Consider the following 12,213-nt stretch of genomic DNA (forward strand, 5'->3'; position numbering starts at 1 on the left):
AGGCCCTGGATTCCCCAACAAAAACAGCGCTATTCAAGCGCTGTTTTTGGTTCTGCAGTAGATTAACACTACATTTTCATTGCCGCTTTGACTTTGTCGCGATGGCTACGGCTGACCTTCAGCTCTGTGTCATTGTGCAGAATCAGATGATACTCGCCGCTTATGTGACTAACGAGTTTCTTCACAAACCGGATATTGGCAATCGCGGAGCGGTGCACGCGAACAAACAACTGTGGATTAAGCTCTTGCTCCAGCTCCTTCATGGTTTTACGCATAATGTGCATGCCATCCAGCGCATGTACACACATGTAGTCACCCGCCGCGTCGATCCACTGAATATCTGATACGTTAACGCGAGTAACTTCAGAGCCGTCTTTAATCGCCAGTACATCAGGATACGGATTCGTTTCGACTGGTTCACCGCTGGCTAACTTACGCAATATTTCTTCACAGTCGTCACCGGTTAATTCGGCCACTAAATTGACCAGCTTGCGCGATTGTTCATCGTGGTGTTGGGTAGAATAATACTCTCGCACTTTGTCTAAAGCGTCTTTTAATCGTTTGTCGTCGGCAGGCTTGAGCAGATAGTCCAGCGCATGCACATCAAACGCTTTAATTGCGTAGCTGTCGTAAGCCGTAACAAACACGATCATTGGAATGGGTTGCTTTAGTTCTTTTAACTTGTTGATGACCTGAAAACCATTCAGACCTGGCATTTGTATATCGAGGAAAACCAGATCCGGGCGGTGCTGAGAAATCATACTCACCGCATCCAAACCATTCTGACACTCAGCCACAACCTGCACATCATCATATTTTTCCAGCCTTAATCGCAGGCCACTGCGTGCGAGCGGCTCGTCATCTACGATAAGCGTGGTAATTTTTTGCTGACTCATTATTAAACGTCCTTCACATCATAGGGCATGCGCAGACTCACGCGCACACCTTGGGGCTGATTATGTTCTACGGTAAACGCAAAGTTCCGATTATATAGCGCATGCAAGCGCTCTTTTATGTTAGGTAACCCTACGCCGCCCACTCGACTTAGCTGACCATCACTAATATCGGCGCCAGGACCGTTATCCGCAACATCCAGCAACAAATCGTTACCAAATCGGCTGGCAACAATCGATAAACGCCCGCCTTCCTGCAGTTTGGAAATCGCGTGTTTAATGGCGTTTTCAACGATGGGTTGCAAGATCATACTGGGGACCATGGCGTCTTCACAGTCATCCTCAATATCCCAGGTTACCTCCAAGCGCTCGCCAAACCGTACCTTTTCAATTTCTAAATATAAACGTAACGCTTTGATTTCCTGACCTAAAGGTACTTTTTTAATGGGGTCGTTGTCCAGCGAGTAACGCAAAAAATCACTCAATCTTGATACCATTGCTTCAGCGGTATCGTTTTCTTTCATCAAAATAAGCGTGGAAATGGCATTGAGCGTGTTGAACAAAAAATGCGGGTTTAACTGATATCGCAGCATCTTAAGATGCGCCTGGTGTGCCATGGTACTGGCTTTCAACGCGTTTTGCTTCTCGCGTTGTAGCATTTCAAAGTTTTTAATCCCAAAATACAAGCCTGCCCAGCAACCAATCATAATCATGCTGTCAATGGTGTTGCTGAAGTACATGTACCAGGCTTCCGGGCGGAAACCGTGCTTGTAGATTTCCCAGTAATTCACGTTCTTGACGACAGCCCACACCAGCGCCACCAGATACGTTGACACCAGTACCGTGAATAATAACCGACCAACCGTTTGTTTGCGGGCCCATCTGAAGATGTAACGCAGCGGTATAGTCAGTATCCATCCGGCGTAGGAATTAAGGATGATGATAAACAGGAAAATGGGCCGCACTTCATGCAAGAACGAACCAATGTAATAGACTACAGCGAAACCGGCCCATCCCACGGTGTGTAACACCCAGAAAAGACGTTCGTTGTTTTCGAATAAACGCTGCCACTTCAGCACTAAGGTACCATTTTTAAAATTCATCAACATGCATTATACGTGGAATAAGTAAATCAAAGACGGGTTTAATCGTGTATGGAGAAGGCTTTATCGCACAATATTGCCGTGAAGGCTATTGTTCTGAAGTCGCACTATACAGTGGCGGGCATAACCCGCCACGTGCGGGATTGTTAATAACCAATATTCAGACGTTTTAACCAACCACCCCACACCCAGGCAGGGCCAATCAGCAAAAACTTCAGATCCGTTAAGAAAGACGGGCGCTTTCCTTCAATGGCATGGCCAATGAACTGCAAAACCCACATTACAACAAACACTGCCACACTCACCTGCCAGACAGGTATCGCGCTGAGTGCAATTTGTTCAATCACCAAAAAGCAGGCTATGGTGAGCAGCGTCATAGCTGCGCCTATCGGTCCGGACAGCAGGAAATAATAGTACAACACTGGCAGTACGAGCAGGTGCGCGAAGTTTATGTCGTACTGTGCTATCCAGTCGGGGACCGGGATGGCCCAGACTAACCCAATAACGGAAAAGTAAATTAACGGTACCGCCAACTGATGTATGAGTTTATTGGTGTGGTTTTGATGGCTTTCAGCATATTCATTGAATAATCGTTCTATATCACGCATATCGTCCCCGGAATGGCTGTTGTTATTCATACGGGGCACTGCGTTTACCTTCAACGACGCTCCCCTGCCACTCTATCCTAAATCTCGACGATGAAACGATCCAACAATTTTTTAACAATTTCTGCTTCAGATGAAAACTGGATCCCGTAAAAGCACTTTGACTGGGTTAAGCTGCTATTTTTAACCACGCCCTTACAAACAAGTTCTTTTTCATTCGCAATCATCAGGTTAACGGCTTTACCGTTGTCCAGTCTGGGAAAATCTGGTGTGGCGTCGCAGACGCACCGACAGCCTTGCTGCGATACATCAAGGATCATACTTTGAATTGAAATTTGCTGTTCTGCATCTGAGACGCTGAGTTGCGCTTGAATGCCCGGCGTCCATCGTTTGTGCTTGCGCAATGCAAGACTTTGTAAGCTGGCGGGAAAATCCACAAACAGTAACGGCGAAGGATGCGTAATGACTTTCATTACCTCGGCTCTGAACGCAATGACTTTTCCCTGCTCTCCTTCCAGTACATAACGCACCACGACTTCATTTTCTGGTATCAGAATGTCGCGCAGATAGCCCCATTTGGTTTCACTGGGCACCTGGAAAATTAAACATGTGGGTAAATCGATTCCGACAAACTGGGTCTTAACCCGCTTTGGTGCAGTAGGCGTCGTAATCTGCAAATCAACCACACTGCCCGGTCGCAACGACAGTAAACTGTCCAGATCCGCACTGCTTAATTGTCTATTTGGTTGTTTTGCCATGATTAACACTAAAATCACTTCTAATAACGCTATATAATCATATTTTGTGCTTTTAACAAACCCTTACCAATACGCTGGTTTCAGAATTGTGTAACGATTCAACCAGCCAGGAGAAATATATACATGGCTCTGCATTCTACCGGCATCGAATACACGTTAAGTATCGACTCCATTAGTCAACACGTATTCCTGGTTACCATGTCGGTCCCTGCGTTACAGCAAACACATGCGGAAGTGACCTTGCCGGCCTGGATCCCGGGCAGTTATATGGTGCGTGACTTTGCCCGTAACATTGTGTCCATTGAGGCGGTTAACAGTAATAACGACGCTATCGACGTAACGCCTACAGACAAACAAACCTGGCAGGTTGAAGCCGCGGGTGATGCCTTTACACTGACCTACCGCGTATACGCTTTTGACCTGTCCGTACGAAGTGCTTTTATAAACGACGAATACGCATTTTGTAACGGTACCAGCGTCTTTTTAAAAGTAACGGGCGTAGAGTCTCTGCCTTGCTCAGTGTCGATTACCGTACCCGAATCACAGCCCGACTGGGTTGTTGAAACGGCCATGCAATTACAAACTGACGGTACCTATCTGTGCGCAGATTATGATGAACTGATTGACCATCCGATTTTCATGGGTGAATGCACCAGCGAGACATTTGCGGTGCAAGGCGTGGAGTTTGTTTTACTGTTCAGCGGTAAAACGCGCTACGACACAAATAGAATGTGCGCTGACCTCACAAAGGTATGTGATCATCATTTAACCTTGTTCGGCAAACCCGCTCCGGTTAAGCGTTATATATTTATGACGTTGATTGCGGATCAGGGTTACGGTGGTTTAGAGCATCGTAGTTCTACGGCTCTGCTTTACCCGCGCTTTGAATTGCCTTTAGCCGGTGAGCCGGCTCAGTTGAACGACGGTTACGTTAATTTCATCAGTTTGTGCAGTCATGAACTGTTTCACACCTGGCACGTTAAGAGTATACAGCCAGATGTGCTGGTTAACGCTGATCTGAGTCAGGAAGTGTATACCGACCAGCTTTGGATATACGAAGGTATCACCAGTTTTTACGACGATGTCACATTGGCCAGAGTCGGTGTGATCCCGCCTCAGCATTATTTAAAAATTGTTGGGCAAAACCTTACCCGGCTGATGCGCAACACCGGTAGGTTCAAACAGAGCATTGCGGAGTCCAGCTTTTACGCCTGGACCAAGTTTTATAAACAGGACGCCAGTGCTATCAACAACATCGTTAGCTACTACAACAAAGGTGGTTTGGTTGCACTGGGTTTGGATTTGCTGCTGCGCAAACGCAGTGAAGGCAATGCAAATCTTGATAAACTCATGCAGGCCCTGTGGCAACAATATGGCCATAACAAAGGCACACCCGCCGATGTGATTGCCTCATTGTGTATGTCGGAATTTAGCATCGATGTCAGCGACTATCTGCAGCGTGTTGTATACGGTACCGAAGATGTAGACCTCGCGGCATTGCTCGCAGACATTGGCGTGTCAGTCAGCGACAGCCCACAGCAATCGGTAGATGACAAAGGCGGTGAGGTCCCTGCCAAATTAACAGCACGCTATGCATTTGGCGCCACCGTGAAAGGCGCAGAGTTAGGACTGAGTATTCTGACCGTGCAAGAGGGTTCTGCGGCCTGTCAGGCTGGTTTACACGTCAATGACAGGCTCATTGCAGTAGATGGCTATGTTGTTAATACAAAACTGCTCGACCGCATGCTGGCCAGTGAACGTGAAGATGCTTTTAGCCTGAACATTGTGCGCGATGGCAGAGTACTTAATTTGACGATGCCATTGCTGGAAGCGCCAAAACAACACATGGCACTGACTATCAACAACGACGACGCATTTGCAAACTGGCTGGGGCTGGGCGCAAAGTAGCGCTTTGTATAGCTACAGAATAAAACAGGCTGCGTAATGCAGCCTGATTATATGATTTATGACAGTATGATATGTGTTGGTATGGGTAAACGCGTGTTTAACGGGCTGGTACTAACAACGCTGGATCTAACCGCTCGCTAAACCAATTGATTCGCCAATCCAGATGCGGCCCGGTTGCGCGCCCTGTTGCGCCAATTTCACCAATCTTCTGACCCTGCTCGACCCTGTCTCCTACGGAGACATTGAGCTGGCTTAAATGCAAGAACGTTGAATTTACGCCCAATCCGTGGTCAATAATAATCGTGCCACCCGAGTAATATAAATCGGCATGCGCCAGCGTGATGGTACCGCCAGCCGGTGCAACTACGTCAGTACCGGTTGGTGCCCCCACATCTACGCCGAAATGAGGCCGTTTAGGCACACCATTGAAGACCCGCTGACTACCATATACGCCGGTGATTGGTCCTTCAGCCGGCCAGATAAAATCAACGGTAAAATCTCGCAGGTCTGAATTGGTCTTTCGCGCTTTTGCAACCATCCAGTTATCGTTTTTTATGCGCTCAAGCACACTTTTCGGCGGCGTGACCATCGCCTGTGGTACGCCCTCGATTCGCTGTGTTGGGTATTCACGTGCACTTAAACTAATTTCATGACTCTGTTGTTCACCAGAGGGCAATGTCCAGCGCAGTGTATGCGTCAACGCGGCATCACGCCCGAAGCCAAAAGCAAAAGAACCGTCTGCCAATGTGCCAATCGGTTGATCATTCAGCCACACCTGACTGCCCGGAGGCAATTTGCCTCGCATAAGGCTGCCTTGCGTTTCAGCGCCGGTTAACACCAGAGTCTGTGCCTGCACCGTAAGTGTTAACAGCCAACCGGCGAGTAACGAAATCAGACGCCTAGTCACTGACTCTGGCACCTTTCCCTACGCCTTCGTAGGCCAGAACACAGCAATGTGTGTCAGGCTTACGTTGTTTTTGTTGCTGGTAAATAAACTGCGCCAGGCATTCGACGGTAGAGTCCGTTGTAATCACCTCACACTGAGACTCAGGAAGGACAATTTCAAAATAGCCTTGTGTAGCTTCATATGCAAAGCAAACATGAGCCTGATAGCTGGGGAGTTTCTGTTGTAGCTTTAACTGCTCGGCCGAAATACGATCTTCTTCTGATGCGATGTAAATATCGCACCAGCGGTCTGCCCAGTAGGCCTGACTGTCGAGGTCAATTTCACCGTCGGTAATGATATCCACTTTTGAGCGATGGCCGTGCGCTATGCGCTGGCAGTTACCATCGTGCTTTTTCAAACCGTGGGTATAGTGATAAAACGGCGTATTAATCACTTCTGTTCGCAACAGAATCGTCAGATTGTCCACGTTGTCCGGTAAATGCGTTGCAATCACTTCCCGCAGATACTCACTGACTGACTCCATGGTAATCGTTGGCGCATAAATAAACGCATAGGCGTCAGCCGGGCAATACATCTGAATGGCTTTTTGCTCAGCCAGCGTAAAATTGACTTCCACATAGTCGGTATCGTCGTCGTGACGAATCGAGGTCGCCTGGCATTCTGCAGGCACCAGGAGCTTGTGATCGACATAACTGTCTATCAGTCGTTTCAGGTTTTTCTTTACGATACCGAAATCCTGAACCATGCTCTCTTCATTCAGCGTGCCGTCGAGCAGCACATCCACGATCCAGCTTTCTCCTACCATGCCGCGTTCCGGGCAAAGGTAAGAAAAATCCATTACGGTTAAGTCATTAACAAATAATTGCATTACGTCTCGTTAGGTTAATTCTTACTTATCAGGTCCCCGACTATTCGTCGTCGGGAATTTAATGCAGGCATTATAACCAGTTTTCGCTGGTATGGCCTGCTATTCCTACAGATTTCGCTTTAACTGATCTTTCAGGTTGGGCGGGATCCCTTTGATAGTGAGTGTATCTGTATCCGGGTTATAGATAACCCGCTCTCCCAGTAACTTTCGTTCGAAGCTCACTGACACACCACCGCCCTGACCGGTAAATTTGTTGAGCTGCCGCAGTGCGGCAGGGTCAGGTTGAATTTCCGGTTCCAACGGCGTTTCAAGCGTCGCAGTGAAAGCCGCGAAATTTCGTTCACTGCCCTCATCGGCAGGTAATCTGTCTGCTAAGTCACTCACTCTGATAGAGTCGCCACTGTCTAACTGCTCTTTAAAATAGCTGGTAACCTGTTCCCGGTGTGTGGTTTTTTCTTCCGGGTCGAGATTTTCAGATGCCAGGTAGGTTTCCACAGACTGAATTAGCTGTTTGTTTTGTTGTTTAACATCAACTTTTTCTTCACAGCCAACAAACTGCATAAAGAAATCGGCGACTTTGCGTCCCATCCGGCCTTTGATGAAGCTAATGTAACGTTGCTGTTGTGGCTCAATGCGGTACTGCGTTAAATCAATACGCACTGCCAACTGCATTTTTGCTAAATCCAAATGTTCCCGACTCGACAAATCCAGATTCTGACTGACTTCAACATGGGCCTTGGTATTTAACAGCGTGACCAGCAAATACTGGGTAGCCAGGTATTCGTAGTGTACAAACAGCACAAAACCGGTTTCGACCTGCCCGGTATCAACCAACGACTGCACCAGTAAATTACTGGTTTCCTTAGTAAAGGTCAGATAAGCACTGTCGCTGTCTGCCGGACTATCAGCATGGGCAGCCTGATAGCCTTCGAGCGAGGTAACAAAGGTATTCTCCTCAGCACTTTCGGCAAAATGTCCGACGCCTTTACCCGGCTTGCTAACAAACGTGTGATGTAACTGGTGACCAAGTTGTTCCAACGCCGGTGTAACTGGCAGGCAACCTTCACGTGGGATCAGCTGCATTTTGCCGTCGTTGTTAACGACCAATTGGTGTACGACAAAATGATGTATCAATATGCTCATGTATTACTGATGTCCAATTCGTTGATTAAAGATGCAGTTTTTTGAATGAATGATTGTTATCAGATGCACAACGATTATAATCGCTTTATTGCCAAAACTATGCTTTTTCAAGCGAATTAATGACAAGAGGCGTAAAGTGCCCCAACAAAGCCGATACAGCGATGCCGACTTCGAGCGTCTGATGAACGAAATTATTATGGTACTCGAAAAAGAAGGCGCGGGTCGCGATCTTTCTTTAATGGTACTGGGTAACGTTATTACTCATATTTTTGAACAACAAGTGCCGCCACAACAACGGCAAGCCATGGTTGAACAATTCACCAAAGTACTGTCTAAAAGTGTACAGGGAACTGCATAAGCTACCATGATTTTAGCGGAATCTCCACGTCGTCAACGTGTAACCAAGCTGGTTAACTGGGGGCACTGGTTTGCGTTAGCGAATATCGTTATCGCCATTATCATTGCCTCTGTTTATGTTGTGTCCTCGCCGGCACCCGGCACCGGACTCGGTACCTTTTATTTATTTGCCAACTGGTTTGGTCATATTGGTTTCCTCACCTTTTTTGGCTTTGTGATATTCATCCTGCCATTGTGTTATCTGGATGTATCACAACGCACCATTAAAACGATAGCCTCTGTGCTGTCGGCGCTGGGTCTGGCAGTACTGGCCTTTGATGCATTGCTTTTTAACCGAACCGGTTTTCATTTAAGCCACAGTGCCGCGCACCTGCTTAAATCGGAAGCCGCCAATCAGATGCACAGTGTGAACTGGCAACAATGGCTGTATTTGCTGTTGCTATTTGTGATTTGGCTTGGGTTTCAACTGGTGCTGGCAAATGCAGTATGGAAGCGTATAGACAGGTTAATGACCTATCGCATTGGCCGTCCTGCAGTAAGCTTTTTTGTAGTGTGTTTTGTGTCTGGCCATGCAATCCATGTTTGGGCAGATGCGCAGCTTTATCAGCCTATTATTAAGCAGGATAATATGTTCCCACTGTCTTATCCGGCCACCGCGAAAACCACCATGTCGCGTTACGGCTTGCTGGATATAGAACGTTATCAGCAACGAAAACAACTGCAGTTTGAACCGGATATTCACACCATTAACTACCCTGCCGCGCCGGTTTACTGTGCCATCGATGAAACACAGACCGCGTGGTTGCTGGTTCAAACCGATCAATCCGATTTACATTCAGCAGTGAAAAAAGCGGATTTACGTGAAATTACCCAGTTTTTTACGCCGGCCAGCTCGCCGGATGGCTTAATCAGCAGCACCTTATACGGCGTCCCGGAACTTTACCAGCAAAGTCTGGTAAACGAGTCACCTATTCTGTTGGCTTTAGCCAAGGCTTATAACGTTTCATCTCAGGTGTATGTTGAAGACATGCCAGTTAATGAGTATGACTTTCCAGCCATTGCTTTCTCTGACACGCTTAGCAGCGACAAGTCACTTAACATCGTGTTTGCTACTGGCGAGACCATTTCATCATTGATGAATAGTCAGGACGTGACAAAAGGTCTGGTTTTAGTTGCCTCGGGTTATGGCACGTCACGGGGGAGTTTGTACACCAATCTGCCTGTTACGGCAAAATTGGCCAGTAATGAGGATCTCACGCCTACCCTGCTAAATGCGCTTGGCTGTGGTGCAGACGTTAACTTTTACTCAACCGGTCAAAACTTGCTGGAGCCGAAGCGTGACTGGCTGGTCAGTACGTCTGGGGAAAAAATTATCGTAATTTACGGCGACCAACGCATCGAAGTATTAAGCAACGGTAGTTACGATATTACCCAGATCAGCAGTGATATGCGCAGCGACGAAGCGCTGAACGTAGACTTGCTCAGCCGGGCTATTAAACACCTGACCCGATTCAAGCTCTAACGCTGAATTGCAGAGTTTTATAGCAAAACGGGACGCATCATTAGCGTCCCGTTTTATTAACAATCAAACTTACCAAGAGTGTTACTAATACACAGCTTTTGCCCTGGCCATCTAGTGCTACGAGCAGGTAAATCAACAGCGGTTAGGCGTTGCCAAGTAACTCAAAAATACTTGAAAAGTCGCGGTCTGCATTGCCTTTTAACTGATGCATACGATACAACGCCTGTGCCGCTGCAGCCATGGGAGTTGATGCGCCTACCTGTTGAGCCGCCTCCATTGCCAGGCTCAGATCTTTGTTCATCAGTTTTACCATAAACCCCCCCTGGTATTGATTGCTCGATGGCACATTGTCCATTACATCAGGGCATGGATTGTATTTTTGCAGTGTCCAGTTGCAGCCCGAGCTTTGTAGCATGATATCTGACATGACCTTGGGGTCGAGCCCATTCGCAATGGCCAGTTGAAGCGCCTCAGACGTCCCCGTCATCAATACCGACAACAGCATGTTGTTACACAGTTTGGCGATTTGTCCTGCGCCTAACTCACCGGCATGAAACAGGTTCGCGCCCATATGCTTGAGGACCGGTTTCGCACGAGACACCGCCGCATCGTCACCACCCATAATAAACGTCAATGTGCCTGCAGCGGCCCCTGCAACACCACCCGATACCGGCGCGTCGATAAAGGCATATCCTGCATTGATTGCACCGGCTCCAACTTCTTTTGCGCTTTGTGCATCGATGGTGCTGCAATCGATAAACAGTGCGCCGGTTTTAGCATGGGCAATAATGCCTTGTTCGCCCAGGTAGAGGGATTTTACATGCTGAGCTGCGGGTAACATGGTAACCACCACATCAGCATTTTTAACGGCTTCCTGCGGACTGGCCGCAGCCATCGCGCCTTTGTCTTCCAACTGTTTGACTGCGTCAGCTACCAGGTCAAACACAACAACGGATTCACCGTTTCTAACGAGGTTAGCCGCCATCGGCCCCCCCATGTTGCCCAAACCTATAAATGCGATGTTTTTCATTATTATTCTCCTAAACCTGCCAACGGATTTACCGTCCAGGGACTGGTAAAATGTGTCGCAATAACATCTGCGGGTACGTCATCGACACTGTTGAACAACCAACGAGGTTGCTTGTCCTTGTCAATGAGTAACGCTCTGACACCTTCAGCAAACTCACCTGATTCGCCACAACGACACGACATAATAAGTTCCATCTGGAAACAGGCTTCAAGCGAGAGTTCGGCCCCACGCTTACACTGTTCCCATACCAGATGCATCGTAATGGGCGACCCGGCAGTGAGCCCTTGTTTTGCTCTCTCGAACCAGCTATCTCCGTTACTTTCACAACTCAAAATAGCTTTCACAGCCTCGGGTGCACTGCTGCAGTCACCCAGCACCTTATCAATCTCATGCTGCCACACAGACAGTTTCCCTTGCGGCCAGTCAGCCTTTGGCAATTCGAACGTCGTACACAACGCCGTTAGCTGGTCGTGCACTTCTCCTGCTACCCAATGCTGAGATTCCAGAGCGTCGCAAAACCGTTCAAACCCGTCATCTGCCAGTACGTAATCGCCAAGACCAACATAGATACCGTCAGTCGCATTGACTGAGGCCCCGGTTAGGCCCAGAAACAAACCTGTTTTACCCGGCGCACGCGGTAAGAAGTAACTGGCTCCGACGTCGGGATATAACCCAATGGTAATTTCAGGCATCGCTAATCTTGAAGAAGGCGTAAGAATGCGGTGGCTCGCGCCTGCCAACAGACCAATCCCGCCTCCCATAACAATGCCAGCCCCCCACACAACAACCGGCTTACCGTAGCGGTGGATCAAATAATCCAGCTGGTATTCGCGGGCGAAAAAGTCCGCCAGAAAATCCGGCACCTGATGTTGCTGTGCCTGCATGGCCTGATACATCGACACAATATCGCCGCCGGCACAAAAGGCTTTGTCACCCTCACTGGTCAACACAACCAGCGCAATGCTGTCGTCGTGTTGCCAGTCAGATAATTGCTCGAACAAGGCTTTGGCCATATCCAAATCAAGCGCATTTAACGCTTGCGGCTTGTTCAGCGTTAATAGCCCGATATCCCCGCCGGATGCGGCGGGAATACGCTTAATAAAGAGCTTGTCGGTCATA

The 12,213-nt window shown here is 48.1% G+C and carries 12 protein-coding genes; 3 read left to right on the forward strand and 9 right to left on the reverse strand.

Annotation, left to right across the window (positions count from 1 at the left end; all coding sequences use genetic code 11):
• Positions 1-68: 68 nt before the first annotated feature.
• From BUB81_RS08140 to BUB81_RS08155, 4 genes are all read right to left on the reverse strand, one after another.
• Positions 69-896, reverse strand: a complete 828-nt coding sequence (locus BUB81_RS08140; RefSeq protein ID WP_073321204.1) for a LytR/AlgR family response regulator transcription factor — start codon at positions 894-896, stop codon at positions 69-71.
• 2 nt (positions 897-898) lie between these two features.
• Complete coding sequence (locus BUB81_RS08145) at positions 899-2,002, reverse strand: sensor histidine kinase (RefSeq protein ID WP_073321207.1); 1,104 nt, start codon at positions 2,000-2,002, stop codon at positions 899-901.
• Positions 2,003-2,142: 140 nt separating this feature from the next.
• Complete coding sequence (locus BUB81_RS08150) at positions 2,143-2,604, reverse strand: Mpo1 family 2-hydroxy fatty acid dioxygenase (RefSeq protein WP_073322746.1); 462 nt, start codon at positions 2,602-2,604, stop codon at positions 2,143-2,145.
• A gap of 77 nt (positions 2,605-2,681) precedes the next feature.
• Positions 2,682-3,359, reverse strand: coding sequence for a flagellar brake domain-containing protein (locus tag BUB81_RS08155; RefSeq protein ID WP_073322748.1), 678 nt, complete (start codon positions 3,357-3,359; stop codon positions 2,682-2,684).
• Between the two features lie 123 nt (positions 3,360-3,482).
• On the opposite strand from BUB81_RS08155, the gene BUB81_RS08160 reads away from it, so the two are divergent.
• On the forward strand, positions 3,483-5,267 hold the full coding sequence (locus BUB81_RS08160) for a M61 family metallopeptidase (RefSeq protein WP_073321210.1): 1,785 nt from the start codon (positions 3,483-3,485) through the stop codon (positions 5,265-5,267).
• Between the two features lie 97 nt (positions 5,268-5,364).
• Here BUB81_RS08160 and BUB81_RS08165 read toward each other — a convergent pair whose 3' ends face one another.
• From BUB81_RS08165 to yejK, 3 genes are all read right to left on the reverse strand, one after another.
• Positions 5,365-6,174 (reverse strand): M23 family metallopeptidase, encoded by an 810-nt coding sequence (locus BUB81_RS08165; RefSeq protein WP_073321214.1) that lies wholly within the window; start codon positions 6,172-6,174, stop codon positions 5,365-5,367.
• Positions 6,167-7,042, reverse strand: coding sequence for a 6-carboxytetrahydropterin synthase (locus BUB81_RS08170; RefSeq protein ID WP_073321217.1), 876 nt, complete (start codon positions 7,040-7,042; stop codon positions 6,167-6,169). Before BUB81_RS08170 ends, BUB81_RS08165 begins: the two co-directional genes overlap by 8 nt.
• A 105-nt stretch (positions 7,043-7,147) precedes the next feature.
• On the reverse strand, positions 7,148-8,185 hold the full coding sequence (yejK, locus tag BUB81_RS08175) for a nucleoid-associated protein YejK (protein WP_073321220.1): 1,038 nt from the start codon (positions 8,183-8,185) through the stop codon (positions 7,148-7,150).
• Between the two features lie 136 nt (positions 8,186-8,321).
• Here yejK and BUB81_RS08180 point away from each other — a divergent pair, with 136 nt between their 5' ends.
• Together BUB81_RS08180 and BUB81_RS08185 are read left to right on the forward strand one after the other, a co-directional pair.
• Complete coding sequence (locus tag BUB81_RS08180; RefSeq protein WP_073321223.1) at positions 8,322-8,543, forward strand: YejL family protein; 222 nt, start codon at positions 8,322-8,324, stop codon at positions 8,541-8,543.
• 6 nt (positions 8,544-8,549) lie between these two features.
• Positions 8,550-10,064, forward strand: a complete 1,515-nt coding sequence (locus BUB81_RS08185; RefSeq protein ID WP_073321228.1) for a DUF3413 domain-containing protein — start codon at positions 8,550-8,552, stop codon at positions 10,062-10,064.
• Between the two features lie 142 nt (positions 10,065-10,206).
• Here the strand turns inward: BUB81_RS08185 and mmsB are convergent, their stop codons facing one another.
• Positions 10,207-11,094 carry a 3-hydroxyisobutyrate dehydrogenase gene (mmsB, locus tag BUB81_RS08190; RefSeq protein WP_073321231.1) on the reverse strand — a complete coding sequence of 296 codons (888 nt, stop codon included), beginning with the start codon at positions 11,092-11,094 and terminating at the stop codon, positions 10,207-10,209.
• Positions 11,095-11,096: 2 nt separating this feature from the next.
• Positions 11,097-12,212 (reverse strand): enoyl-CoA hydratase/isomerase family protein, encoded by a 1,116-nt coding sequence (locus BUB81_RS08195; protein WP_073321234.1) that lies wholly within the window; start codon positions 12,210-12,212, stop codon positions 11,097-11,099.
• Between the last annotated feature and the right edge of the window lies 1 nt (position 12,213).

Source organism: Marisediminitalea aggregata (assembly GCF_900129565.1).
Lineage (GTDB): Bacteria > Pseudomonadota > Gammaproteobacteria > Enterobacterales > Alteromonadaceae > Alteromonas > Alteromonas aggregata.